At 67.8% G+C, this 26,179-nt stretch carries 23 protein-coding genes; 10 read left to right on the forward strand and 13 right to left on the reverse strand.

Translation table 11 applies throughout. From position 1 onward, the window contains the following. Positions 1–215: 215 nt before the first annotated feature. The 5 genes from acs to KVT39_RS22530 all read right to left on the reverse strand — a co-directional run bounded on the left by acs (position 216) and on the right by KVT39_RS22530 (position 7,764). Positions 216–2,198 (reverse strand): acetate--CoA ligase, encoded by a 1,983-nt coding sequence (acs, locus tag KVT39_RS22510; RefSeq protein ID WP_217590233.1) that lies wholly within the window; start codon positions 2,196–2,198, stop codon positions 216–218. 283 nt (positions 2,199–2,481) lie between these two features. Beyond that, on the reverse strand, positions 2,482–4,365 hold the full coding sequence (locus KVT39_RS22515; RefSeq protein ID WP_217590234.1) for a sigma-70 family RNA polymerase sigma factor: 1,884 nt from the start codon (positions 4,363–4,365) through the stop codon (positions 2,482–2,484). Further along, positions 4,349–4,663, reverse strand: coding sequence for a high-potential iron-sulfur protein (locus KVT39_RS22520; RefSeq protein ID WP_034180793.1), 315 nt, complete (start codon positions 4,661–4,663; stop codon positions 4,349–4,351). Before KVT39_RS22520 ends, KVT39_RS22515 begins: the two co-directional genes overlap by 17 nt. A gap of 97 nt (positions 4,664–4,760) precedes the next feature. Further along, a complete protein-coding gene (locus KVT39_RS22525) occupies positions 4,761–5,963 on the reverse strand; it encodes a c-type cytochrome (RefSeq protein ID WP_034180792.1) in 1,203 nt (400 codons plus the stop codon). 79 nt (positions 5,964–6,042) lie between these two features. After that, positions 6,043–7,764: a methanol/ethanol family PQQ-dependent dehydrogenase gene (locus KVT39_RS22530; RefSeq protein ID WP_034180791.1), complete on the reverse strand. Its 1,722-nt coding sequence runs from the start codon at positions 7,762–7,764 to the stop codon at positions 6,043–6,045. A 422-nt stretch (positions 7,765–8,186) separates the two neighbouring features. Here KVT39_RS22530 and KVT39_RS22535 point away from each other — a divergent pair, with 422 nt between their 5' ends. After that, the gene (locus tag KVT39_RS22535; protein ID WP_217590235.1) at positions 8,187–10,610 is read left to right on the forward strand and encodes a TonB-dependent receptor; all 2,424 of its coding nucleotides are present in this window, start codon (positions 8,187–8,189) and stop codon (positions 10,608–10,610) included. Between the two features lie 73 nt (positions 10,611–10,683). Here KVT39_RS22535 and KVT39_RS22540 read toward each other — a convergent pair whose 3' ends face one another. Further along, the gene (locus tag KVT39_RS22540; protein WP_254640605.1) at positions 10,684–11,634 is read right to left on the reverse strand and encodes an alpha/beta fold hydrolase; all 951 of its coding nucleotides are present in this window, start codon (positions 11,632–11,634) and stop codon (positions 10,684–10,686) included. A 425-nt stretch (positions 11,635–12,059) separates the two neighbouring features. Here KVT39_RS22540 and KVT39_RS22545 point away from each other — a divergent pair, with 425 nt between their 5' ends. The 6 genes from KVT39_RS22545 to pqqE all read left to right on the forward strand — a co-directional run bounded on the left by KVT39_RS22545 (position 12,060) and on the right by pqqE (position 17,616). After that, the gene (locus KVT39_RS22545; protein ID WP_131945832.1) at positions 12,060–14,081 is read left to right on the forward strand and encodes a sigma-54-dependent Fis family transcriptional regulator; all 2,022 of its coding nucleotides are present in this window, start codon (positions 12,060–12,062) and stop codon (positions 14,079–14,081) included. Positions 14,082–14,414: 333 nt separating this feature from the next. Next, positions 14,415–14,489 carry a pyrroloquinoline quinone precursor peptide PqqA gene (gene pqqA, locus KVT39_RS22550; RefSeq protein ID WP_006485436.1) on the forward strand — a complete coding sequence of 25 codons (75 nt, stop codon included), beginning with the start codon at positions 14,415–14,417 and terminating at the stop codon, positions 14,487–14,489. Between the two features lie 62 nt (positions 14,490–14,551). Beyond that, positions 14,552–15,475 (forward strand): pyrroloquinoline quinone biosynthesis protein PqqB, encoded by a 924-nt coding sequence (pqqB, locus tag KVT39_RS22555; RefSeq protein ID WP_217590237.1) that lies wholly within the window; start codon positions 14,552–14,554, stop codon positions 15,473–15,475. A 2-nt stretch (positions 15,476–15,477) separates the two neighbouring features. Next, the gene (gene pqqC / locus KVT39_RS22560) at positions 15,478–16,197 is read left to right on the forward strand and encodes a pyrroloquinoline-quinone synthase PqqC (RefSeq protein WP_034180786.1); all 720 of its coding nucleotides are present in this window, start codon (positions 15,478–15,480) and stop codon (positions 16,195–16,197) included. After that, complete coding sequence (gene pqqD, locus KVT39_RS22565; RefSeq protein WP_034180785.1) at positions 16,194–16,475, forward strand: pyrroloquinoline quinone biosynthesis peptide chaperone PqqD; 282 nt, start codon at positions 16,194–16,196, stop codon at positions 16,473–16,475. Before pqqC ends, pqqD begins: the two co-directional genes overlap by 4 nt. A gap of 1 nt (position 16,476) precedes the next feature. Beyond that, positions 16,477–17,616, forward strand: coding sequence for a pyrroloquinoline quinone biosynthesis protein PqqE (gene pqqE, locus KVT39_RS22570; protein ID WP_217590238.1), 1,140 nt, complete (start codon positions 16,477–16,479; stop codon positions 17,614–17,616). A gap of 287 nt (positions 17,617–17,903) precedes the next feature. On the opposite strand, the gene KVT39_RS22575 is transcribed toward pqqE, so the two are convergent. Then, entirely contained in the window at positions 17,904–18,242 is a 339-nt protein-coding gene (locus KVT39_RS22575; protein ID WP_034180783.1) for a helix-turn-helix transcriptional regulator, read from the reverse strand. Between the two features lie 78 nt (positions 18,243–18,320). Here KVT39_RS22575 and KVT39_RS22580 point away from each other — a divergent pair, with 78 nt between their 5' ends. Together KVT39_RS22580 and KVT39_RS22585 are read left to right on the forward strand one after the other, a co-directional pair. Continuing rightward, positions 18,321–19,220, forward strand: coding sequence for a hypothetical protein (locus KVT39_RS22580; protein WP_034180782.1), 900 nt, complete (start codon positions 18,321–18,323; stop codon positions 19,218–19,220). A 207-nt stretch (positions 19,221–19,427) separates the two neighbouring features. Next, positions 19,428–19,658, forward strand: coding sequence for a hypothetical protein (locus tag KVT39_RS22585; protein WP_034180781.1), 231 nt, complete (start codon positions 19,428–19,430; stop codon positions 19,656–19,658). 134 nt (positions 19,659–19,792) lie between these two features. Here the strand turns inward: KVT39_RS22585 and KVT39_RS22590 are convergent, their stop codons facing one another. The 4 genes from KVT39_RS22590 to KVT39_RS22605 all read right to left on the reverse strand — a co-directional run bounded on the left by KVT39_RS22590 (position 19,793) and on the right by KVT39_RS22605 (position 23,029). Further along, positions 19,793–20,671 carry an alpha/beta hydrolase family protein gene (locus tag KVT39_RS22590; RefSeq protein ID WP_181152208.1) on the reverse strand — a complete coding sequence of 293 codons (879 nt, stop codon included), beginning with the start codon at positions 20,669–20,671 and terminating at the stop codon, positions 19,793–19,795. Positions 20,672–20,783: 112 nt separating this feature from the next. Further along, on the reverse strand, positions 20,784–21,524 hold the full coding sequence (locus KVT39_RS22595; RefSeq protein ID WP_217590239.1) for an alpha/beta fold hydrolase: 741 nt from the start codon (positions 21,522–21,524) through the stop codon (positions 20,784–20,786). Then, the gene (locus KVT39_RS22600) at positions 21,521–22,327 is read right to left on the reverse strand and encodes a DinB family protein (protein ID WP_175747078.1); all 807 of its coding nucleotides are present in this window, start codon (positions 22,325–22,327) and stop codon (positions 21,521–21,523) included. The genes KVT39_RS22595 and KVT39_RS22600 overlap by 4 nt, the downstream gene beginning before the upstream one ends. A 270-nt stretch (positions 22,328–22,597) precedes the next feature. Beyond that, entirely contained in the window at positions 22,598–23,029 is a 432-nt protein-coding gene (locus KVT39_RS22605; RefSeq protein ID WP_034180779.1) for a YciI family protein, read from the reverse strand. A gap of 209 nt (positions 23,030–23,238) precedes the next feature. Here KVT39_RS22605 and KVT39_RS22610 point away from each other — a divergent pair, with 209 nt between their 5' ends. Further along, a complete protein-coding gene (locus tag KVT39_RS22610) occupies positions 23,239–23,469 on the forward strand; it encodes a hypothetical protein (protein ID WP_175747082.1) in 231 nt (76 codons plus the stop codon). Between the two features lie 362 nt (positions 23,470–23,831). Here KVT39_RS22610 and KVT39_RS22615 read toward each other — a convergent pair whose 3' ends face one another. After that, positions 23,832–25,253 carry an MFS transporter gene (locus KVT39_RS22615; protein ID WP_217590240.1) on the reverse strand — a complete coding sequence of 474 codons (1,422 nt, stop codon included), beginning with the start codon at positions 25,251–25,253 and terminating at the stop codon, positions 23,832–23,834. 162 nt (positions 25,254–25,415) lie between these two features. Further along, a complete protein-coding gene (locus KVT39_RS22620) occupies positions 25,416–26,177 on the reverse strand; it encodes an ABC transporter permease (protein WP_217590241.1) in 762 nt (253 codons plus the stop codon). Positions 26,178–26,179 lie beyond the last annotated feature (2 nt).

Consider the following 26,179-nt stretch of genomic DNA (forward strand, 5'->3'; position numbering starts at 1 on the left):
TCTGTCTCCGTTTTTGTCAAGTTTTGTAATACGTACGACTAATCAATAACGCGACGGCGGAATCGATGCATGCCGCCTGTCTGCCGTGCTGTCGGGGAACGCACGGCGGTGCTCGTGCTGCACCAGAATGCGGCCGCTTGCCCGGCGTGGAGAGCGGGCACGCGACTGCGCTTCGGCGCCGCGGTGAAGCGGAGTGCCCGCCGGAGCGGGCGGTGTTACATCGAACGGTTCAGTTGGTCGAGGATGGCCGGGTTCTCGAGCGTGGACGTGTCCTGCGTGATTGCCTCGCCCTTCGCGAGCGAGCGCAGCAGGCGCCGCATGATCTTGCCCGAGCGTGTCTTCGGCAGGTTGTCGCCGAAGCGGATGTCCTTCGGCTTCGCGATCGGCCCGATCTGCTTGCCGACCCAGTCGCGCAGCGTCTTCGCGAGCGCCGCCGCTTCCTCGCCTTCCGGACGCGAACGCTTCAGCACCACGAATGCAACGACCGCCTCGCCCGTCGTATCGTCCGGGCGGCCGACCACGGCCGCCTCGGCAACGAGCTCGTGCGACACCAGCGCCGACTCGATCTCCATCGTGCCGAGCCGGTGGCCCGACACGTTCAGCACGTCGTCGATCCGGCCCATGATCGTGAAGTAGCCGGTGTCCTTGTCGCGCACGGTGCCGTCGCCGGCCAGATAGAGCGTGCCACCGAGCTCCTCGGGGTAATAACTCTTCTTGAAACGCTCCGGGTCGCCCCAGATCGTGCGGATCATCGCGGGCCACGGGCGCTTGACGACGAGGATGCCGCCTTGCCCGTTCGGCACGTCCTGGCCCGTCTCGTCGACGACGGCCGCCATGATGCCCGGCAGCGGCAGCGTGCACGAACCGGGCACGGTCGGCGTCGCGCCCGGCAGCGGCGTGATCATGTGGCCGCCCGTCTCGGTCTGCCACCACGTATCGACGATCGGGCAGCGCTCCTGGCCGACGTGCTTGTGGTACCACATCCACGCTTCCGGATTGATCGGCTCGCCGACCGTGCCGATGATGCGCAGGCTCGACAGGTCATAGCTCTTCGGATGCACCTTGTCATCGGCGTCGGCCGCCTTGATCAGCGAACGGATCGCGGTCGGCGCGGTGTAGAACACGCTGACCCTGTGGTCGCCGATCATCTTCCAGAAGCGCCCGGCGTCCGGGTAGGTCGGCACGCCTTCGAACACGACCTGCGTGCCGCCACATGCGAGCGGGCCGTACGTGATGTACGTGTGGCCGGTGACCCAACCGATGTCGGCCGTGCACCAGAACACGTCGGTCGGTTTCCAGTCGAAGGTCCACTTCATCGTCTGCGCGGCCCACAGCAGGTAGCCGCCGGTGCTGTGCTGCACGCCCTTCGGCTTGCCGGTCGAGCCCGACGTATACAGGATGAACAGCGGATGCTCGGCGCCGACCCATTCCGGCTCGCAGCGGTCGGCTTCGCCGTCCACGATCTCATGCATCCACAGGTCGCGGCCCGCCTGCCAGTCGATCTTGCCGCCGGTGCGGCGATAGACGATCACGCTCTTCATCGCTTCACAGCCGCCCATCGCGATCGCCTCGTCGGCAATGCTCTTGAGCGGCAGCGTCTTGCCGCCGCGCGCCTGCTCGTCGGCGGTGACGAGCGCGACCGCGCCGACGTCGACGAGCCGTTCGTTCAGCGATTTCGCGGAGAAGCCGCCGAACACGACCGAGTGGGTCGCGCCGATGCGTGCGCAGGCCTGCATCGCGACGATGCCTTCGATCGACATCGGGATATAGATGACGACGCGATCGCCCTTGCCTATCCCGCGTTTTTTCAGCGCATTCGCGAAGCGCGACACGCGCGCCAGCAGATCGGCATAGGTGACGCGCGTGACGGTGCCGTCGTCGGCCTCGAAGATCACCGCGACGCGCTCGCCGTTGCCGGCTTCGACGTGGCGGTCGAGGCAGTTGTACGACGCGTTCAGCTCGCCGTCGTCGAACCACTTGTAGAACGGCGCGTTGCTCTCGTCGAGCACCTTGGTGAACGGCTTGTGCCACGCGAGGCCCTCGCGCGCGAGACGCGCCCAGAAGCCTTCGTAATCGCGCTCGGCCTCGGCGACGAGCGCGCGATAGGCCGGCATGCCGGAAATGGCCGCCGCCTGCTCGAGCGCCGCGGGCGGCGCAAACTGGCGGGTTTCGTGAAGAACCGATTCAATCGTGGACAAGAGTGTCTCCATACGTTCTTGTGATACCGGGTTGCGTTCGAGAAAACGCAACATGCATGCCAGCGGCGGCGGTCGATGTGCGCATTCGGTGAAAGCCGCGGCAGCCGTGCGTTTTTCTATCGACCGGGTAGAGCGGGCGGGGGCGCGGACAGCGGCGTGATGCAGATCGTCGTTCAGATATGCAGCACGTTGTGTTGCAGTCCTCAACAGCCGGTGTATGGCGGCGAGGGTGGTCGGCCGGCCGATTCGGTTCGCGATCGGGTGGCAGGGCAGAACGGTCGCGTCAGGCGATCAGCGAACGAAGCGCCGGCGCGTGCCTGAATTGCCTGATCCGTTCGAGCGCCGCCGCTTCGATCTGGCGAACGCGTTCGGCTGACAGGTTCAGCTGTCGGCCGATCTCGCGCAGCGAATACTCGCTTTCGACGTCGATGCCATACCTCAAGCGAAGAATCCATGCTTCGCGCGCCGGCAGGTTGTCGATCAGCGTCGCAACCGCGGCGCGAAGCTGGCCGGCGCTCGCGGCTTCTTCCGGGGTCGGCGCATCGTGGTCGATCACGACGTCGCACAACGTGAGGTCGTGATCGGGCGAAACGGGCGTGTCCGCGGAGACCGGCTCGTGCACGATACTCATCAGGTCGCGGACCTTGCCGACGGGGACTTGCAACTGCGCGGCGAGCGCGGGCGCATCGGCGACGCCGCCGGTTCGCTGCCGGTGCGTTCGCGCGAGCCTCGACAGCTTGTTGATCGCGTCGACCGTATGCGCGGGCACCCGTATCGTGCGGCCCTGATCGGCGATCGCATGCGTGATGGCCTGCCGGACCCACCAGGTCGCGTACGTCCCGAACTTGAAGCCGCGCCGGTGGTCGTAGCGCTCGACCGCCTTCATCAGCCCGATATTGCCTTCCTGGATCAGATCGAGGAACTGCAGGCCGCGATCGGGATATCGTTTGGCGATCGACACGACGAGCCGCAGGTTGCTCTGGAACAGCTTCTTCCTCGCGGGCTGCATCGCACGATCGATGCGCGACAGGCGCGCGTCGATCGCGATCGCGATGTCGAGCGGCAGGCCCGGCTGGCCGGCAAGCTGCGCAAGCGCGGTTCGCGCTTCGAGCAGCACCGGTGCGCGCCGGGCGAGCGCGGTGCCGCAGCCGGGATGCGCGGTCGTGCATGCGCCGAGCCATGCGCGAACGTCGTCGCACGGCGCGAACAGGCCGTGGTGCGGCGCATCGGCGAGGATGCCGGCTTCGGCCAACGTTGTCTTGATGCGTTTCTCGAGCCGGCGGGCCTGCGTCGCGCGTTCGCGAATTGCGCTGCCGATGCGCTCGATCGCCCGCGCGGTAAAGCGGATTCCGCCGGTCAGCTCGGCTGCCTCGCGCATCAGCGATCGATAGCCGGCGGATGCGAAGCCTGCGGTGCGCAGCGTTTCGCTCATCCGCGATGCCAGCGCGGCGGCGCGGTCGAGCGATTCGGCGACGGCATCGCGCGATGCGGTGTCGTCCGCCGACTGGTCGGATTCGTCGTCCAGCGGCGACGATTCGAAATCCGGATCGGGCGCCGCGTCGCTCGCGGGCGAATCCGCGGGCATTTCCGCGTGCGTGTCGGAATCGCGGACGAACTCTGTCACGTAGACGGAAGCGGCCACCTTGCCCGCGCGGATGTCGGCGGCAATCGACGCGATGACGCTCAGCGCGGCCGGATCGCGGCTCATCGCTGCGATGCAGGCCGCGCGACCGCTTTCCAGTTGAAGCGCGAGCGTGATCTCTTCTTCACGTTCGAGCAGCGGCGTTGCACCCATTTCACGCAGATAGATTCGCACGGGATCGTTCGTGCGGCCCGCGAGCAGATCGGCGGTCGCGAGCGGCGGCGATGCATCGGCGAGCGGCGACGTCGCGGCCGTCGCTCGCGCGAAATGACGATCGAGCGTCCATGCGCTTCGCGAGTCGACATGCTCGCGCATCTCGATCCCAAGCTCGCCGAGCATCGATGCGGCCGCGTCGAAATCCGCGTCTTCGGCCGCTTCGTCGGGCAGCGCATCGACGATTTCGCCGCGTGTCACGTAGCCGCGATCGATGCCGAGCGCGATCAGCGCATGCAGATGCGCGGCGCGTTCGGCGTCCGCGCCGCGATGCGGCGCGGCATCGCCAGCGCGATCAGGCACGTTTCGCATAGACGTTGCACCAGCCTTCGGCGGCGACCGTCTTGCCCGCGAACATCGGGCACGTGCCGGAGGAGTCGCCTTCGGCGCCCTTGTAGAAGCGGCAGTTCGCGCACGTCTGGCCTGCCTGATACTTCGGGAACTTGGCCGCGTCGACGGTCGTCGCTTTCGCGCGGTAGCCGAGCGTCTTAGCGGCGGCGTCGTTTTCGTCGACGGGCGGCGCGGCCGCAAATGCGCGGGTTCCGGCCGCGAGCGCGGCACACAGGCCGGCCGTCTGAATCATGAAGGTTCTGCGATTGCGGGAGATCATGTCGTTTTCCTGAATGAAATGAAAAGATAAAATCTGCCCCGCGCGCCGGGAATGCTTGCCGGCGCGCGGGTCGTCCGAAACGAAGGGGGCGGGGGCGTTACTTGCGCGGCCCTGCGATGAGCGGCGCCTTCGACGCGTTGGCGGCATCGGCGGTCAGTTTGGTTTTCGACGCGTCATAGCCGTTCGAGTAGAGCAGGAACGCCATCAGGTCCGAGTATTCCTGTTCGGTCATCTTGCCGGGGCGATCGGCCGGCATGTTGCTCGACATGTACTGGTAGATGCCGCCGATCGTGATGTGCGACTTGCCTTCGGGGGCAAAGGATTCCCCGCTCAGTGCGGGGGCGGTATTGCCTTCGAGCTGGTCGCCATGGCATTTCGCACAGGCATCGGCATAGATCTTCTTGCCGTGCTGCACCTGCGCCTGCTCGAACGGCGGTACGTCGCTGCCTTCGCTGGTCGAAACCTTGATGAAGCCGCTCCTTACCGGCTGCGCGGATGCGACCGACCCGTCGAGAAATCGGCCGGGTGCATGCGTACCCGTCGCTTGCGCGACCGTTTCCGGAAGTGCCCAGCCGCGCGTGAGCACCGCGAGACGGCCGTTGCCGCTCATTCGCGACAGGGCCGCGTCGATGCGCTTCCGGAGGTCTTCCTTGCCCGGCCCGAATGCGAAAGACAGTTGCCAGTCCGAGTACGGCGACGCCGTCGCCGCGATCCGGAACTGCTGTTGCGGGTGCGCGCGCTTGTACGCGACGACGCTCGGATACCAGACGATGGCGCGCTGCGCGCGGCCGGCGGCGAGCGCGCCGATCGTTTGCTCGCTGGTGTTTTCCAGATCGAAACGGGCGTTGGCCTGTTGCGCGGCGATCAACTGCGAAGGGCTGCCGTACGTGGCCGCGATCGTTTCCTTGGCGCCGGACGTTGCTCGCGCGTCGCGCAGCGACACGCTGACGTAGCCGGAGCGCAGATAGCCCTGCGAGAACATCATTCTGGACCCCGATCCATCGGCGATCTCCGAGCGCGGGAAGCCGGCGATCACGTCGCAGTCGCGTTCGAGCGATTTCTTCAGCTCGCTGGCGGAGATGCCGTCGTCGCCGCCGTCGTCGTCGACACCGCGCTTGTTGAACGATGCGGCGATGCCCGCGGTGCGGAACACTTCACGCGCAACGGATTGGTCGAGCGCCGTGGTCGGGCTGCCGGGCAGCGTGCAGATGCGCACGCCGGCCGACGCGGCTGCCGGTGTCAGCGCCACGCCCACGGCGAGCAGACTGGCGACGGTAACGGGAGTGAGGCGAGTATTCATGATCGTGTTTCCGGTTGAAGCGGTTGGGGCGTCGCGCCCGCATCGGGCGCATGCGGGCGCGACCGGGGCTTGCGCCTGATCAGTCGAGTGCGAACACGTAGAGCGTGCCGCCGCGCGGAACGTCTTTCGCGATGTCGGCCATCGGGCCGCCCCAGATCGGGTTCGCGCCGCCGTAGCCGGCGAGCACGGCGACGTACTCCTTGCCGTCGACCTCATACACCGAGGGCTGCGAAATGATGCCGCTCGCGAGTTGCGGGCTTTCCCACAGCACCTTGCCGGTCGCGGTGTCGAACGCGTACAGGTGGCCGTCGAGCGAACCGCTGAACGCGAGGCCGCTCGCGGTGGTCGCGACGCCGCCGTTCCACGGCTTCTTCGACCAGTGGCTCCACAGCTTCTTGCCGGTGTTCACGTCGATTGCCGTCAGTTCGCCGTAGCCTTCGCTACCCGGTTCGGGCTTGATCTCGAAGCCTTCGCCGAGATACGGCAGGCCTTCCTGGTAGCTGACCGACTTGCCGGTCAGGCTCATGCACGCGTGCAGCGCAGGCACGACCGCGATGTTGCGATCCTGGTCGTACGAGATCGACCACCAGTTCTTGCCGCCGAGGAAGCTCGGGCACGTTTCGATCGTCGTGCCGGCCTTCGGGAACTTCGATTCGTCCTGGATCGGCTTGCCGTCGGCCGTGTAGCCGGTGACCGAGGTCGCCTTCACGAACGGCGTCGCATAGATCAGCTTGCCGGTCGTGCGATCGATCGCATGGAAGAAGCCGTTGCGGTCCGCGTGGATGATCGCGTCGTAGTCCTTGCCTTTGTAGCGGATGTCCGCGAGGACGGCCGCGTTCACGCCGTCGTAGTCCCACGTGTCGTTGCTCGTGTACTGGTAGTGCCACTTCAGGTTGCCGTTCTTCGCGTCGAGCGCGAGCAGCGAGTCGGAATACAGGTTGTCGCCGGGGCGCAGCGCCGCGAGCCACGGGCCGGGGTTGCCGACGCCCCAGTACAGCGTGCGGGATGCCGCGTCGTAGGTGCCGGTCAGCCACGCGGCGCCGCCGCCGTGGCTCTGCATGCCGTCGGGCCAGGTCTCCGAGCCTTTCTCGCCGGAACCGGGGATCGTGTAGCGTTTCCAGACCTCCGAGCCGTCGTCCGGATTCAGCGCGGCGATGTAGCCGCGAATGCCGTATTCGCCGCCTGACGTACCGACGACGATTGCGCCTTCGAGCGCGAGCGGCGCGAGCGAGAACGCATAGCCGAGGCCCGGCTCGAACATCTGCTTCTTCCAGACGAGATTGCCGGTCTGTGCGTCGAGCGCCGCGACTTCTCCGTTCAGCATCGCGATATAGACGTTCTTGCCGTACAGCGCGACGCCGCGGTTGACCACGTCGCAGCATGCGGTCTTGAACGATGCCGCGCCGAGCTTCGGCTCGTATTTCCACAGTTGCTTGCCCGTCTTCGCATCGAATGCGTAGACGTTGTCCTTCGGCGTCGTCACGAACAGGTAATTGCCGTTGACGATCGGCGTCGCCTCGAAACCCTGCTTCAGTTCGGCTGGGAACTTGTAGGCCCACACCTGTTTGAGCGCCTTCGCATTCGACGTGTCGATCTGCTTGAGCGGCGAATGCGAGCGGCCGTTGTAGGTGCGGTAGTAGGTCAGCCAGCCCGGATCCTGTTGCGCGTCGGTCAGCCGCTGGTAGGTCACGGCCGGGTAGTCCGCGGCCGCTTCGACGAGTCCGGGGTTCAGCGCGACGGCCGCTGCCGCCGCGATGCCGATCGTCGCCAGCCGGCTCGCTGAAGCCGAGAGTTTCTTCATGATTGTCTCCTGAGTCATTGTGATCGCACCGCCGCGAACGGTTCGTCGCGCCGGCACGGGTGGGGTTCCGGGCCGAATGCGATGCCGTTCACGCAAGTCGCATGCCATCGCGGCGCGAGGGCCGCGCGGTGCGGCGTCGGGCCGCAGCGCGCGCTGCGACGGTGTCAACGAAGGTGTTGCATTCAGGTACACCGCCGTGTGCGAGGTGTTGCCAAACATGACAGGTGGCGTGGCACTCGTGACAGATGGGCGACCTCACGCGCGCATGCCGAACGGAGATGGTGCGCGGCCTGCGCTGCGACGCTTGCGCGCGCTGAACCTGCGGTGCTGGCACGGTTATCGCAAGCTCGCTTCGCGACAAACATATCGCCGCTCGGTTGGAGCACGCGCCACGGCGGAACACAAGGACGGAGACAACGGAAATGATCAGGAGGCCAAAGGCGGTCGGGCGAGGTAATGCGATGCGACGCGGCTGGCGCGCGTGGTACGCCGGCGCGATTTTCAGCCCGATTTTTGGCTCGACCCTCGGCGCGATCGCGCTGTTCGGCCTGTCGACGGCGGGCGTGCATGCGCAGCCGAATGCGGACGGCGCGACGGACGGAACGGCGGCGGCGGGTGCCACCGCGCCGCCTGCCGCTGCCGCTGCCGCCGCCGCCGCCGCCGCTGCCGCACCGCCAGCGTCGGCCGACATGCTGCCCGCGATCGTCGTCGTCGGCACGACGCCGCTGCTCGGAATCGGCACGCCGCTGTCGGAGGTGCCGGCGAACGTGCAGACGGTGCGCGCGGCGGACCTCGACGCACAGCATCGCGCGACGCTGACCGACTTCCTCGCCGCGAACCTGCAGAGCGTGACGATCTCGGACGCGCAGGGCAACCCGTACCAGACGGACGTCAACTATCGCGGCTTCACCGCGTCGCCGCTGCTCGGCACGCCGCAGGGGCTGTCGGTGTTCGTCGACGGCGTGCGCGTGAACGAGCCGTTCGGCGACATCGTGAACTGGGACATCCTGCCCGCGCAGGCGATCGACCGGATGCAGCTGATTCCGGGCTCCAACCCGGTGTACGGACGCAATACGCTCGGCGGCGCGCTCGCGATCACGACGAAGAACGGCAAGTCGAATCCGGGCGGCGAAGCGGAAGCGTCGGGCGGCTCGTGGGGCCGCAAGACCGCCGACATCGAGCAGGGCGGCACGCTCGGCTCGAACCTCGACTACTACGCGACCGCGAACGTCGCGAACGACGGCGGCTGGGCCGACCACAACGCGAGCCGCGTGCGGCAGGCGTTCGGCAAGCTGCGCTACACCGACGCGGACACGACGCTGTCGATCGCCGCGGGCGGCGCCGACAACGCGCTGTACGGCACCCAGACGATCCCGCGCTCGTTCCTCGACAACCGGAAGCAGGCGTACACGTATCCGGACCTGAACCGCAACAGTGCCGGGTACCTGACGCTGTCGGGCGACCGCTTCTTCGGCGAGCACGTCGAACTGAGCGGCAACGCGTACTACCGGCACCTGCGCAATTCCAACCTCAGCAGCAACAACAATACCGACTACGGATCGGTCGGCGCGGACGGCACGGTCGACACGGCGCAGGGTACCAATGCGCAATCGACGATCGTCACCGACAGCTACGGCGGCAGCCTGCAGCTCACGCTGCTCGGCAAGCTCGGCGGGATGTCGAACCAGCTGATCGCGGGCGTCGCGGCGGACTTCGCGAACTCGAGCTACGTGGCATCGTCGCAGGACGCGTATTTCACCGACACGCGCGCGGCGATCGGCATCGGCGATTTCGTCCGGCAGACGAATGCGAAGACGCGCAATGCGAACCTCGGCGTATACCTGAGCGACGCGCTGTCGCTGACGCCGCACTGGACCCTGACGCTGTCGGGCCGCTACGACTGGTCGAAGTCGCAGATCGGCGACGAGAGCGGTTCGCAGCCGCTGCTCGACGGCAACCATACGTTCTCGCGCTTCAACCCGGCGGTGGGGCTCAACTGGAACCCGGTCGCGGTCTTCACCGCGTACGCGACCTATAACGAAGGGATGCGCTCGCCGACCGCGATCGAACTCGCGTGCGCGGACCCGGCCGCACCGTGCTCGCTGCCGAACGACTTCATCGCTGACCCGACACTCAAGCCGGTGATCTCGAAGACGTTCGAAGTCGGCGCGCGCGGCCGCATCGGCGCGGCGACGACCTGGAGCGCCGCCGCCTACCGCACGACGCTGACGGACGACATCCAGTTCATCAGCAGTCCTGCGAGCGCGCAGGGCTATTTCCGCAACGTCGGCGACACGCGGCGCCAGGGTATCGAACTCGCGGGCCGCACGCAGTTCGGCCCGGTCGGCGTCGGGCTGTCGTACAGCCATGTCGATGCGACCTACCGTTCGTCGTGGACCGAACACAGCCCCGCGAACTCGGCAGCCGACGCGAACGGCAACGTGGCGGTCAAGGCGGGCGACCGCATCCCGGGTATTCCCGCGCACACGGTGAAGCTGCGGCTCGACTACGCGGCGACGCACGCATGGGACATCGGCGCGAACGTCACGTGGCGCAGCGGCGTGTATGCGCGCGGCGACGAGAACAACCAGGACGCGAACGGCAGGATCGCGGGCTACGTGCTCGTCGATCTCGACATGCGGTATCGGATCACGAAGCGCTTCGAGGTGTTCGCGAGCGTGACGAACCTGTTCGACAAGCGCTACGCGAGCTTCGGCGTGCTCGGCCAGAATTTCTTCAACGGGCCGAATCACACGTTCGACGGCGCGAATCCGGTCAACGAACAGTTCGTCGGACCGGGTGCGCCGCGCGGCGCGTGGGTCGGCGTGCGTTATGCGTGGGATTGAGTGTTGCGCGGCTGGCTGCGCTTGCCGTTGTGTGACGACGTGAGCCGGCGCCGGCCGTGCCCGACATGCGCCGTCACGTGAACGGCGCCGCCGCGAACATCGCTTGCACCGCGCGGGCGACGCTGCGCGCCAATGCCGGGTCGCTCGCCAGATGCCCGGCAGGCACGCGTTCGATTTTGGCGCCGGGCACGGCACGAGCGAGACGGGCGACGTTGTCGACCGGGCAAACGGGGTCGTGCATCCCGTGCGCGGCGAACAGCGGCACGCCTTCGCCAGCGGCCCGCCGCGCGAGTGCGAGCACGCGGCGCTCGCCGAGCCAGCAATCGCGTTGCAGGTAATGCGCCTGGATCCGGTACTTGTCGATCAGCCGGCTGACAGTCTTGTGCGAGCGGATCGCGTGCGCGGGCGAGCGGCGCGTTTGCGACGACGCGAGGACGGCGTTTTCGTATGCGCGCCACGCGAGCGCCACCGCGCGCTGCCGCGCCGCGCCCGCGCCGGGGCGCAGCCGCCGCGCGCAGCACGACAGCAGACGATCCGGCCGGGCGCAGACGGCCGCCGCACACAGGCGCTGCCATTCGCCGGGGGCACGCGTGCGCGACGTCGTGAACAGGCGGCGGACTTCGCGTGGCGACGTCAGGAACAGGCCGCGCAGCACGACGCCGGTCACTCGCGCGGGATGCGTGCCCGCATACGCGAGCGCAAGCGCGGCGCCCCACGATCCGCCGACGACGCCCCAGCGCGCGATGCCGAGCTGCTCGCGTACCGCCTCGAGATCGCCGATCAGCCGCGCGGTGCTGTTGCGGCGCGTGCCGCCGCGCGGCGACGACGCGCCCGCGCCGCGCTGGTCCACGAGCACGACGCGTGTGCGCGTCAGGTCGAACAGGCGCAGGATGCCGGACTGGCTGCCGCTGCCGGGCCCGCCGTGCAGCACGACGACCGGGTGGCCGTCCGCGGCGCCGGCCACGGTGAACGCGATCGACTGTGCGTCGCGGTGCAGGCGCCGGTGAACGGGGGCGGCGGGCATGACGGGTGATACAGGTGCGCGAGGCCCGGCAGGCAAGACCGGCATGGCGGGCGACGGCGTGAGTCGAATCGGGGTAGGCGTCATGTCGACGTGGCTCGGGCGGAATTGGGGACAACCGTCACTCGGCCGCGTATGCGCCGGGGGCGACTGCTGTGCTTGACCTGAGACAAAGCCAGAACCGCGCCAGGCGCGAAGATCGGGATTCGCACGGGTAGCCGCGAGCCGGGCAATCGCGGTATTACGAAGGCCGAACTGTCCGGCGGCACGATCTCGACCGATCGTTGCCTTGCATCCGGCTTTCAATTCGCGGCGCATGACCGGCATCGGACGGCCCGTCCACGCCGCGCCGCTCGCGTGGCCCGATGCTTGCTTGTCATGACGGCAAAGAGTCCGGCAGATGACCGGAAGGATCCCCGGAGGAGACAATGCGCGATGACGTAGATCAGGCGGCCCGGACTCGGGCCGCGCATCCCGCCGGCTGGCCCGCGCCGTCGATCCAGAAAGCCCATGAGCGGTCCGAGACGTTCGGCCTGCAGGTATCGGCACGCCCCGACTACGACGTGCTGTCGAGCGCGGCGCTGGTGCTGAAGCGCGAGCAGAGCCGCGTGCTGTGCGTGCACGCGATGCCGGTGATGGAGACGCTGCACGAGCAGATCGTCAACACGCAGAGCATGATCGTGCTGACCGACGCGGAAGGGCTGATCCTGCATTCGATCGGCGACGACGATTTCCTGCAGCGCGCGGAGAAGGTCGCGCTGCGCCCGGGCGCGAACTGGGCGGAGAGCCGGCAGGGCACCAACGCGATCGGCACGGCGCTCGCCGAGCTGTGCCCGATGGTGGTCCACGGCGACCAGCACTTCCTGGCCGCGAACCGCTTCCTGACCTGTTCGAGCGTGCCGATCCTCGACCCGTACGGCGACGCGATCGGCGTGCTCGACGTGACGGGCGACCACCGCAGCTATCACCAGCACACGATGGCGCTCGCGAAGATGTCGGTGCAGATGATCGAGAATCACCTGTTTACGACGACCTTTCAGGAAACGCTGCAGGTGTCGTTCCATGGCCGTCCCGAGTTTCTCGGCACGCTGATGGAGGGGATCGTCGCGTTCACCGCCGACGGCCGCTTCCTGTCGGCCAATCGCAGCGCGCAGTTCCAGCTCGGCATGCCGCTCGCGGTGCTGCGCGCGCATACGCTGTCGTCGCTGTTCGACATCACGAGCGCGCAGCTGATCGACCGCATGCGCGCGAGCACCGACCGGCACCTGATGCTGAACCTCGGCACCGGCGCGGTGGTCTGCGCGCGCGTGCACTTCCGGCGTGCGACGCTCGCGGAAGGCAGCCGGCCGACGGACGTCCACGACGCGGGCGCGCCGGCCGTGCGCGCGAACGCGGTGCCGGCGCCGGCGGCGGGCACGTCGGCGGGCCTGTCGCGGCTCAACTATCTCGACACCGGCGATCCGCAGGTTGCGTGCGTGATCGCGAAGGTGCGCAAGGTGATCGGCAAGGACATTCCGATCCTGATCACCGGCGAGACCGGCACCGGCAAGGAACTGCTCGCGCAGGCGATCCACAACGACTCGCCGCGTCGCGACGCGCCGTTCGTCGCGGTCAACTGCGCATCGATTCCGGAGACGCTGATCGAATCCGAGCTGTTCGGCTATGAGGAGGGCGCATTCACCGGCGCGCGCCGCAAGGGGGCGATCGGCAAGCTGCTGCAGGCAAACGGCGGCACGCTGTTCCTCGACGAGATCGGCGACATGCCGTATCCGCTGCAGGTGCGGCTGCTGCGCGTGCTGCAGGAGCGCCTCGTCAACCCGCTCGGGTCGACGAAGACGATCGCCGTGGACATCTCGATCATCTGCGCGACCCACCGCGACCTGCGCGACATGATTGCGCAGAACCGCTTCCGCGAGGATCTCTACTACCGGCTGAACGGCCTCGTGGTGCGCCTGCCGCCGCTGCGCGACCGCACCGATCTCGCGGTCGTCGTGCAGAAGATGCTGCAACGGGAAGCTTTCGCGGGCTCCGACCGACCGCCGCTCTCCGTCGCGCCGGACGTGATGGCGCTGTTCGTGCGCTGCACGTGGCCCGGCAACTTCCGCCAGCTCGGCAACCTGCTGCGCACGGCGGCGGCGATGGTCGACGACGATGGCGAAATCCGGCGCGAGCACCTGCCGGACGATTTCTTCGACGACCTGCGCCGCGGCGATGCGCCGGCCGAGCCGGCCGCGCAGCACGATCCGGCCGCCGCACCGTGTGCCGTGGAGGCGTTCCCGCCTGCCGACGCGCGCTTGCAGGACGTCGCCGCGTCCGCGATCGCCGCCGCGCTGGCCCGTCACGGCGGTAACGTGTCGGCCGCGGCACGCGCGCTCGGCGTGTCGCGCAACACGATCTACCGGAAGATGCCGGCGGCCGACGCGGAGCGCCAACCGTCCGAGGAAAGCTGACGCGCGGGCCGCGCGATCGCGGTTGCGCGGCCCGCGATCCGTCACTGCCGGTGTGTCAAGTTGCAACACCCGTTGCAACACCGGTGTTCAACGATTCAACACCTGTCACCGCCCCCGCGCATCGTGCCGCCGGGGCGGCGAATCGCATCCGCGCGAATCGTGTCGGCTAATCGTAAGGATTTCGTCCCGATGCCTGCGCGACGGCCATGTGCCGCCGTCGCGCAGGCAAAGTGCGGCTTCGGCACGCTCCTTGCTGAAGAGGAACCGACCGCCAGATTGCCGCGGTTGTCGGACTCACCGACACGACTTACCAACCCAACCAGGAGACACATCATGCAGTGGACGACCCCGTCTTACACCGACCTGCGCTTCGGCTTCGAAATCACGATGTACATCGCCAACCGCTGATCGTCGCGATGCGCCGTCCGTGCCGCGATGCGCGGCGCGGACGGCCTCGGGAGCTGACGCCCATGAAGATCAAGATACTCGGCTCGGGAGCCGGCGGCGGCCTGCCGCAATGGAACTGCAATTGCGCGAACTGTCGCCGCGCGCGCAGCGGAAGCGGCCATGTGCTGCCGCGCACGCAGTCGTCGCTCGCGGTCAGCGCGGACGGTATCGACTGGGTTCTCGTCAACGCGTCGCCCGACATTCTTTCCCAGTTGCGCGCGAATCCGGACCTGCAGCCGGCGCGCGCGATCCGCGACAGCGGCATCGCCGCCGTCGTGCTGTGCGACGCGCAGATCGATCACGTGACCGGCCTGCTGATGCTGCGCGAGCGTTCGACGCCGCTGCCGCTCTACGCGAGCGCGCCGGTGCTCGACGACCTGTCGACCGGGCTGCCGCTCGTGCCGCTGCTCGGCCACTACTGCGGCGTCGATGCGCACACGATCGCGCTCGGCGAGCCGTTCACGGTGCCGGCGGCGCGCGGCATCCGCTTCACCGCGATTCCCGTCGACAGCAAGGCGCCGCCGTATTCGCCGCGGCGCGCGTCGGCCGCGCCCGGCGACAACATCGCGCTGTCGATCGAAGACGTCGCGAGCGGCCGGCGCGCGTTTTATGCGCCGGGGCTCGCGGCCGTTTCCGACGACGTGCGCGCAGCGATGGACGGCGCCGACCTCGTGCTGGTGGACGGCACGTTCTGGACCGGCACCGAGATGATCGACCTCGGCCTGTCGAGCAAGCACGCGGCCGACATGGGGCATCTCGCGCAGTGCGCGGAACACGGGCAGCACGGCATGATCGACTGGCTCGACATGCTGCCCGCGCGCACGCGCAAGGTGCTCACGCACATCAACAACACGAACCCGATTCTCGACCCGCATTCCGTCGAGCACGCGCACCTGCGCGCGCATGGCATCGACGTCGCGCACGACGGCATGCAATTCCAGGTCTGACCATGAACGCACCGATCCCCGCTACGGCGTTGCACGCGACGCCCTGGACCGCGACCGAATTCGAGGCGCGCCTGCGCGCGCTCGAATCGCGCTATCACATCCATCACCCGTTCAACCGGCGGCTCAACAGTGGCGCGTGTTCGCCCGCGCAGATCCGCGGCTGGGTCGCGAACCGCTTCTACTATCAGATCAACATCCCGCTCAAGGATGCGGCGATCCTGTCGAACTGCCCCGATCGCGACACGCGGCGGCGGTGGATCCAGCGGCTGATCGATCACGACGGGCAGGGCGACAACGAAGGCGGCATCGAGGCGTGGGTTCGGCTGGGCGAGGCGTGCGGTCTCGATCGCGCCGAGCTGTGGTCGCTCGAACACGTGCTGCCCGGCGTGCGCTTCGCGGTCGACGCGTATGTGAATTTCGCGCGGCGCGCGCCGTGGCAGGAAGCCGTGTGCTCGTCGCTGACGGAGATGTTCGCGCCGCAGATCCATCTCGACCGGCTCGCGGGCTGGCCGTCGCACTACCCGTGGATCGAGCCGGACGGGCTGCATTACTTCCGCAGTCGCGTGCCGCTCGCGCAGCGCGACGTCGAGCACGGGCTTGCGGTCACGCTGCAGCATTTCACGACGCCGGATGCGCAGCAGCGCGCGCTCGGCATCCTGCAATTCAAGCTCGACATTCTGTGGTCGATGCTCGACGCCGTCGAAAAGGCCTACCCCGTATGAACGCGATCGATGCCGCCAGCGGCGTGCCGCTGCGCCCCTGCCTGAGGGGCATGTACCGCCTGCAGTGGGAGGTGGCCCAGGATGCCTACGTGCTCCTCTATCCGGAAGGAATGGTCAAGCTCAACCCGAGCGCGGCCGAGATACTCGTGCGCTGCGACGGCACGCGCGAGCTCGACGACATCATCGGCGAACTCGAGTGCCTGTTCAGCACGTCGGACCTTGCCTCCGACGTATACCGTTTCCTCGATCACGCGCGGCTGCGCGGCTGGCTCGACTGACATGGCGCCCGATACTTCCCGTCCGTCCGCGCCGCTGTGGCTGCTCGCGGAACTCACGTACCGCTGCCCGCTGCATTGCGCGTTCTGCTACAACCCCGTCGACTTCGCGACGCACGGCGCGGAACTCGACACCGATGCGTGGCGCGCGGTGATAAGCGATGCGCGCGCGCTCGGCGCCGCGCAGATCGGCTTCTCGGGCGGCGAGCCGCTGCAGCGCGGCGACCTCGAGGCGCTCGTCGCGCATGCGCGCGGGCTCGGCTTCTACACGAACCTGATCACGTCGGGCATCGGGCTGAACGTCGCGCGTATCGAGCGGCTCAAGGCGGCCGGGCTCGATCACATCCAGTTGTCGCTGCAGGATTCGACGCGCGAGCTGAACGATTTCCTGACCAGCACGCGCACGTTCGAGCTGAAGCGCGACGTCGCGCGGCTGATCAAGGCGCACGGCTACCCGATGGTGCTCAACTGCGTGCTGCATCGCTACAACCTGCCGCACGTGGGGCAGATCATCGAGATGGCGCTCGATCTCGGCGCCGATTACCTGGAGCTCGCGAACACGCAGTACTACGGCTGGGCGATGCTGAATCGCGACCAGCTCATGCCGACCGTCGAACAGGTGCGCGAAGCCGAGGACACGGTGAATCGCTATCGCAAGCTGGTCGGCGAGCGCTGCCGGATCCTGTTCGTCGTGCCCGACTATTTCGAGGCGCGCCCGAAAGCGTGCATGAACGGCTGGGGCTCGGTGTTTCTCGGCGTCGCGCCTGACGGCACCGCGCTGCCGTGTCATGCCGCGCGTTCGCTGCCGGGGCTCGCGCTGCCGAACGTGCGCGACCGGTCGCTGAAGGAAATCTGGTACGACAGCGACGCGTTCAACGCGTTTCGCGGCGATGACTGGATGCGCGAGCCGTGCCGCACGTGCGACGAGCGGCATACGGATCACGGCGGCTGCCGGTGCCAGGCGTACCTGCTGGCCGGCGATCCGAAGGAAGCCGATCCGGTGTGCGCGAAGTCCGCGCATCACGGCCAGGTCGAGCACGCGGTGCAATTCGCGCGGCGACCGGCGCCGCGCGACGAGCAGCCGCTGGTGTTTCGCAGCAAGGAGAATTCGCTCGCGCAATGCGGGACGGCGTGCGACCGCTGACGAGATGTGGCGACGACGGCTTCGTCACCGACCCCGCATCCGCGCGGCAACCGTCGCGCCAATAGCGCAAGAAACGCCTTCCCGCAGCCAGCGAAACCCGAAACAGACGTGAACGGGCGCTGACGCCTGCCGCCGCGCGCTCGCCTATCCGCATCCAGATGCGACACCGGTGGCGACGAGATCGATCGTCGCCACCCGCGTGCTGTGGTGCCGGGTCAGCTTCGTTCCCGGCCGACTTCAAGCCGCCCGGCCGAGCGAACGAAAGCGAACGAAATCGAACCGCGACATCACCCGTCGTCGGCCTTCGCCTGCAGATCCTTCAACCCCTGAATCACGACCAGCAGCGCGCGCCCGTGCTCGTCGGAGCCGTCCCATGCGTCGACGATCGCGTCGCGCAGCAGGTCGTTATAGCGGCGGCGCGACGGCCCGGTATCGACACCATAGAAACTGCATAGCTTATTGAATGGCGCGCTGCGGCGCAGCCGATGCCCGTTCGACAGCCTCAGGCGCGACACGGTTGGCTGGCTGACCCCGGAAAGTCGCGCGATTTCGCTGGACGAGCGTGTATCTGCCATCAGGCGGCGCAACAGGTCTTGAACGGGAAAATCTTGGTCCGGGGCTTCCATGCGATGCATTATACCTATACAGTTACGGCTGTTGAATGGGCTTCCTGTCACCAGCGAGGCTGTATCCCGAGAAAGTTGATGACGCTGAAACACCTCCCACCCACGTTCTGCTGGACCAAGATCGGCACCGAGTCCGGCGAGGAACTGCCGACCGTCGTGCTCCGCAAGGAATGGGAGCGCCGGCTCGGGGGCGGGCGTTTTCTGTGGGGCATCAACCAGCCGCTCGGCAGCAGCGCGCAAGTCGCCGCGCATCGCACGGGCTCGCTGCTCGCGCTGTTTTCGCCGGTCGCATCGCGCCCGCGCGCGGGCGAGCGCAAGGACGCGCTGCTGTGGAATGCATGGGTCGACGCGAGCGGTCAGGTGCGGCCGCTTCCGCCGCACACGTTCATCGCGAGCCGCTCGACGCTGCCGTCGGGCCGTCGCCGCGAACAGCACTACGCGCTCGTGTGCGCGTCGTCCACCGCGCTGACGGTCGGCACGCAGTTGCGCGTGTTTCCCGATCACCTGCGCAGCGTGAGCACCGGCAGGCCGCTTGGCGCCGCACAGGGCGCGGCCGTGGTCGATTGCGTCGGGCGCGCGAAGGAGCAGACGGGCAAGAGCTATCCGCTCGCGCTGTCGGTCGAGCTCGAAGCGCCGTATTTCGTGCGGCTCGCGCAGCCGTGCGTGCTGAAGGCGCGCGATCTCGCGGAAGTGAACAAGGCGACGCGCGCAGGCGATTTCGATCGCTTCGTCGAGCTGGTTGCGCGCTTGCGCGGCCGTTCGCCGACGGATGCCGTGCGCGGCGTCACGCGCGACCTGTTCGACGTACCACCGATCGAAACCGCGGCCGCGTATGTCGCACCCGCGCATGCGGCGCGATTGCGCAGCCGGCCGGCGGTCGAGCATCCGCGCGATCTCACCGGCGATCTGTTCGACCTGTCGCCGGGCGAGGCTGCTGCGTTCGGCGGCCTCGCGCATCCGCGCATCGGGCGCGCGTGACGACGAGCGCGGAGAAGGTTGCGCAAGAATTTGTTGCAATCTCGCCGTAGCGGATCGGCGAGCGCAGGGGGACAATCGGCACGAAGCGCGCTGCGCGGCGGCCGATGCGTCGACGATCGATGGATCGTGGTTCACGCCGCCGACATGCGTGCCACGCACACTGAGCGTCGGCTTGCTTCACACTGCAATCCTGAGGGAGAAGTGTCGATGTCGACCCATATCTGTTCGCGGGAAGCCCGGGCCGCGCAACGCTTCGTCGAAGCGACGCGCAACGTCGATCAGGCCTTTCGAGCGGTACGCGGCGAAAGCGACGACGACGTCTCGTCGGCCGAATACGCACGCGCGATGTCGCGTCTCGATCGCGCGCTCGACGAGTTGGCGCGTGCGCAGGAAGTCTTCGATCGCGTGGTGAGTGCCGACGCGTCACACCAGGTCTGAACCAGGCGTTTCCGCTTTTGTCGCGTCGATCGGCGCGCTTCCTTTCCGTTGCCGGGCCGCTGTTCGGCCCGTCGGTCGTTTATCCCGTCCGCATCGAATCGATATCGCTGGATCGCGCGGCGACACTGCGCGCATCAGCCCGCGCGCGTCATGCCCGGTGCAGGGTTCGCGGGATGGAACGCGTAGCCGCGATGCTGGAACGACGCCGCGAAGAACCGCATCTGGTAGCGGATCGCATTCGCCCAGTAATCCCAAGTATGGCCGCCGGGCCGCTCCGCATAGTCGTGCGGCACGCCGAGCGCGACGAGCCGTTCGTGCAGCGTGCGGTTGGAGCCGACGAGCGCGTCGTCGCGGCCGCAATCGATCGTCACGTCGAGATGAGCACGCACGAACGCACGAGCGCTTTCGACGATCGCATTGCGGTTCCAGAACGACGGATGGCGGCCGGGATCGCCGAACACGTGGTCGATGCCCGGCTCGTCCTCGCAGCAGCGCGGATCGACCGCGCCGCTGATGCTGCCGACCGCGCCGAACGTGTCGGGCCGGTCGAGCGCGATGCGCAGCGCGCCGAAGCCGCCCATGCTGAGCCCGGTGATCGCGCGGGCGCGCTGCGTCGCGATCGTGCGGAAGTGCGAATCGACGTAGGACACGACTTCGTCGCCGACGAAGGTTTCGTAGCGGCTGCCCGAATCGAACGGGCTGTCGATGTACCAGCTTTCGTGTCCGCCGTCGGGCATCACGAGGATCACGCGGTAGCGGTCGGCCAGCGCGGCGATGTGCGTGTTCGACGTCCAGTCGGTATGGTCGCCGCCCGAGCCGTGCAGCAGATAGACGACCGGATAGCGTTCGCCGTCGCGGTTGGCGCGTGCGTAGTCGTCGGGCAGCACGACGGTCGCCCTGAGCGTCTCGCTCATCGCGGCGCTCGGGATCGCGACGACCCGCGCATGAAATGCGAAGGCAGGGCTCGTGACGGCGAGCAGCAGAAGCAGCCAGAAGGCGCGTGCCAGGTGCATCGATCCTTGCATGTGTCGACCCTGTCCGGCGCCGGGGCACCGGGAAAACCCTGTTCGGACGACTCTAGCAACCGCACCTTTCAACCATATTTCGGCGAATCCTACGGGTTTGTCAGGCGGGCTGCGCGTCGGTGATGCGCTCGACTGCCTCGCGAAACGCGTCGGGCCGCTCGGCCGGCATCAGGTGCCCGCAGCGTTCGATCGCGTCGAAGCCGGCGCAGCGCGCGAGCGCCCAGTCCGGCACATGCCAGCCCGCGCGCGAACGTTCGCCCGCGACGAGCCAGACCGGATGACGCTCGAACACCTGAGCGAGCGCTTGCAGGTAGCCCGGAACGCCCGTCGTCGCGACCACCGAGCGGCCCATCGCGCGCAGCGTCGACGCCGGCTGATGCGCGAGCCAGCGGCGTGCGTCGTCGAGCATGCGCGGCGACGGATCGTCGATCGCGCCACGCAGCCAGTCGAGCGGATCGGCGCGCAGGCGGTCGAGCATCGCGTCGGCTTCGCCGGGCGTCATGCGGCCGACCGATGCCGACCAGAACGCATCGTCGAGCGTGAAATTGCCTTCGACGTTGACGATGCGCCGCACGCGCTCGGGGTGCGCATGCGCGAACAGCATCGCGATCGCGCCGCCGACCGAGTGGCCGACGATATCGACCTGCTGCGGGCCGAAATGCGCGTCGACGGTTTGCCGGACATGCTCGACCTGCGCGGCGAGCGTGATCGCGTCGAACGGCGTCGCGCGATGCGCGCCGTAGCCGAGCAGGTCGGGAGCCAGGTGCGGGCCGTTCCATCCGTGCACGTCGAACGTGCCGATGAAACCGTGAATGAAGACGACGGGGGCAGCCAGGGTCATTGCGCGGGCGCGAAAGAAAGGGGCGGCAACTCGAGTTCGGCGAGCAGTTCGTCGAGTTCGAGCACGTGCGTGCGGTCGTGGTCGAGCAGTTCGCGCACGAGCTCGTCGAGCGACATGCGGCGGATGCCGTCGCGCAGCCCGCAGCGCGCGAGCTGAGCGGGTTCCAGCGCGGCGGCCGTTGCGCACAGCGCGGCGCGGCCGGTGCGGAATGCCGCGACGGCACGGTCGAGCGGCTGCGCGAGATAGTCGCGCTGCGCGGCGAGCGCGGTGCCGTCGACCGACGCGATCACCGGGAGTTCGACCGTGCGCACCGCGTCGATGCGTTCCGCGAACACCGCATCGAGGTCGCGCAAGTGGCACGCATGCTCGACCAGCGAGAAGCCGGTGCCGGCCGGGCGGCGCGCCCACAGCGCGGCCGGCACGTGCGCGGCATACGCGGCGAGCCGGTCGGGCATGCGGGCCAGCGCAACAACGACGTCGGCGAACGGCAGCGTTTGCGGATACGCGCTGAACACCGCGCCATAGCTGAACAGCGAGCCGCCGAGCCGCCCGCGCGCCTGCACGACGTCGTGGCCGTGGCGGCGCATGACTTCCGCGACCATCGCGCCGCAGAACTGGCGGGCTGTCGTGTCGGCTTCGATTTCGGGGAAGTTGCGCGCGATCTCGTGCTGGATCGCGCCGATCGCGGCGACGCCGACGCGCGACAGCGCCGCGAATTCCGGATAGCGCTCGGGCTGTGCGATCAGTGCTTCGAGCTGGGTGCCGAGTGCGGTGGTGCGGAAACGGTCGAAACGGGAATGCATGACGAACAGACCCTGCCTGGTAACGTATCAAAACGATACGTTACCAGGCAGGGTTAGGTCAACCGGGCGGCGCGACCCACCCGGTGCGGCGCTAGCCGGCGAGCACCGCGAGCAACGGGGTCCGCATGATTGCGGTCGCCGGCGGCCGATGGCCGAATTCATGCCGCCCGATGCGACGCCGCCACGTCGCGCCGGGAATCGACTTCACGAACGGCAGCGGATCGTCGCTCCATGCCCGGGCGGCGCACCGGCTCCGCTCCCGCCCGCCGCTCAGGACTTCTGCCGGGCGTCGATTTCCGCACGTATCCGCGCTTCCTGCTCCTGCAGCTCGGGCGTGAATTCCGCGCCGAAATCCTCGGGCGAAAACACCTGGCGGATCTCGATATCCGATTCGCCCGGCATCGGGTTCGGGCAGCGCTTGACCCATTCGACGGCTTCTTCCATCGAGTTCACCTGCCACAGCCAGAACCCGGCGATGAGTTCCTTGGTTTCGGCGAACGGGCCGTCGGTCACCGTCCGGTCCTTGCCGGCGAAGTGCACGCGTTTGCCGCGTGAACTCGGGTGCAGCCCTTCGCCGGCGAGCATCACGCCGGCCTTCACGAGTTCCTCGTTGTACTGGCCCATCGCGGCCAGCAGTTCGGTGTCGGGCATCTTGCCGGCTTCGGAATCGGCGGTTGCCTTGACGATTACCATGACGCGCATTGTCGTATCTCCTTGAACGGGAATCGGGGGTTGCCGCTGGTCGTGCCGACGGCAAAACGATCGGTTACGACAATACGACGCGCGAGAATGGCGCGAATCGACATCGCGCACGAAGAATTTTCGATGACGGGCGAACCGGCGGGCGCTGCCGCGGAGCGCCCCGCCAAAACTGGTATGCTGAACCTCACCACGTTTACGCGGAGGGTGCCATGGCTGCTAAAGAAGTCTCGAAGAAGAAATACCTGAAGATCCTGAACAAACGCTTGCGCGCCGAGCCGTCCGCCCCGGATGGCGCGTCGTTCGTGTTTTTCCCGCTGGGCGCGAAGGCGAAGCACGCGACGGGCGTCGTGTCCTCCGACACGCGCAGCAAGCGCGAGCTGGCGGTGATGGCCGCGGTCCAGCGCAAGGCGGCCGAAGAGTTCGTCGTCACCGGCGCCTGACCGGCATTCGTCATACCACCTCTTGCGTCTCCGCCCGCGTGCGTTACGCGGCGGCCTCGCAATGCGCGATTGCACCGGCCAGCATGCGCGGGATGTCGTGCGTGATGGCCGGCCCGTGCATCGGCAGGATGATGTCGAGATCGAGCCACTGGATGCGGCGCAGCGCGCTTGGCAGGTGCGCGAGCGACGGCAGGTAGTCCGAGCGCGCGATCGCCGCGACGTACCAGGAGCTGCACGAACCGGTGCCTCGATGCAGTCTGGCAGCGTCGATCCGGACGCGAAGCCCGTCGATTCACGCAGCGACCGGGAACGGCGCCGAACGCCTTCCCGGCCTGAAGGAAAACCGCGATCCGATTCGCGGATCAGGACACCTCGTCCGCCGCCGCCGGATACCGGCCGCCGCCGCCGGCTTCGTCGCCCGCCGCCAACTGCTCCAGCGCGAGCCCCTTCGTCTCGATCCCGAGCGTCCACACGGCAACTGCGGCCGCGATGAACGACAGCGCGCCGAGCGTGAACACGCCGCCCTGGCCGAACACGGGCAGCACGACACCCACCACGTAAGGCCCGATCAGCGAGCCGATGCGCCCGATCGCCGACGCGAAGCCCGAGCCGGTCGCGCGCGCGCCGGTGCCGTACAGCTCGGGCGTATACGTGTACAGCGCGGCCCACATCCCGAACAGGAAGAACTGCATCGCGAGGCCCGTACCGATCAGCAGCGCCATGCTGCCGCCGTACAGCGCGCTCTGGCCGTATGCATACGCCATCGCGCCGCCGCCGATCAGCGACGCGATGCAGGTCGGCTTGCGCCCCCACCGTTCGACGAGCCACGCGGCGCACAGGAAGCCCGGCACGCCGCCGAGCGAGATCAGCACCGTATAGAACACCGATTTCGTGACCTCGAAGCCGGCCTGCTGCAGCAGCGCGCCGAGCCACGACGTGAGGCCGTAGAAGCCGAGCAGCGCGAAGAACCACAGCAGCCACACCATCACCGTGCGGCGGCGATACACGCCGCTCCAGATCTCGCGCAGCGCGCCGCGGCCGCGTGCGGCCACCGGTTCGGCGAGCCGCGACGGCGGCGGCAGCGTCGCGACGCCGGCCGAGCGCATCACCTTCGCTTCGATCGTGTTCATCACCGTGTCGGCTTCCGCGTGCCGGCCCGCATGTTCGAGCCAGCGCGGCGATTCGGGCACGATGCGGCGCACGACGAGCACGAACACGGCGGGAATCGCGAGCAGCGCGAACACCGTGCGCCAGCCGAACTGCGGCAGCACGAAGTACGCGACGACGCCGGCCGTGATGAAGCCGAGCGGCCAGAAGCCATCCATCAGCGCGATCAGGCGGCCGCGCTTCTCGGTCGGCACGAATTCGGACAGCAGCGTCTGCGCGACCGGGAATTCCATCCCCATCCCGATCCCGAGCAGCACACGGTAGACGATCAGCGCGTCGACGCTCTGCGCGGTCGAGCACAGGTACGACGCGGCGCCCCACAGCACCATGCTCCACTGGAACACCGGCCGGCGGCCGAAGCGGTCGGCGAGCAGGCCGGCGACGGCCGCGCCGAGCACCATCCCGAAGAAGCTTGCGCTCGCAACGAGGCCGGCGGCCGCGGTCGACAGCCCGAACTCCTTGCGGATCGAGCCGAGCACGAACGTCATCGTGCCGAGGTCGACCGAGTCGAAGAAGAACGCGATCGCGATGATGAAGAAGATCCGCTTGTGATAACCGGAGAACGGCAGGCGTTCGAGCCGGGCGGCGGCGGAGGCGGGAGCGGTGGCGGCGGGCATTGGCGTCCTCTGAAATGAAAAAGGGCCTCGCAGCGCATGCTCCAAGGCCCCGATGCTTCGGTATTCAGTAGACGCGACCACAAAGTGCCGCATCAGAGGAAAAGCGCCGCCTGCTTGCCCAAATGCGTCATCGGCGGGCGGCGCCGGGTGCGTCGGTTTGCGTCAGTTTTTCAGCTTGTATCCGGTGCGGAACATCCACGCGACGATCGCGAGCAGGATCACGAGGAACAGCCCGGTCGCGGCGAGGCTGATCCACACATGCACGTCGGCGAGCCCGTAGAACGACCAGCGGAAGCCGCTGACCAGATACACGATCGGGTTGAACAGCGTGATGACGCGCCACGCGGGCGGCAGCATGTCGACCGAATAGAAGCTGCCGCCGAGGAACGTGAGCGGCGTGATGATCAGGAGCGGCACGAGCTGCAGCTTCTCGAAGCTGTCGGCCCAGATGCCGATCACGAAGCCGAACAGGCTGAACGTGACCGCCGTCAGCACGAGGAACAGCACCATCCAGAGCGGATGCAGGATGTGCAGCGGCACGAACAGGCCGGCCGTCGCGAGGATGATGACGCCGAGCAGTATCGACTTCGACGCGGCCGCGCCCACATAGGCGATCACGATCTCCCAGTACGACACGGGCGCGGACAGGATCTCGTAGATCGTGCCCGTGAAGCGCGGGAAGTAGATGCCGAACGACGCGTTCGAGATGCTTTGCGACAGCAGCGACAGCATCACGAGGCCCGGCACGATGAACGACCCGTAGCCGATGCCGTTCACGTCGCTGATGCGCGAGCCGATCGCGGAGCCGAACACGACGAAATACAGCGACGTCGAGATCACCGGCGCGATGATGCTCTGCATCAGCGTGCGGCGCGTGCGGGCCATTTCTGCGCGGTAGATCGCGCGGATTCCATGAAGATTCATGC

Source organism: Burkholderia sp. GbtcB21, assembly GCF_019091065.1.
Lineage (GTDB): Bacteria > Pseudomonadota > Gammaproteobacteria > Burkholderiales > Burkholderiaceae > Burkholderia > Burkholderia pyrrocinia_C.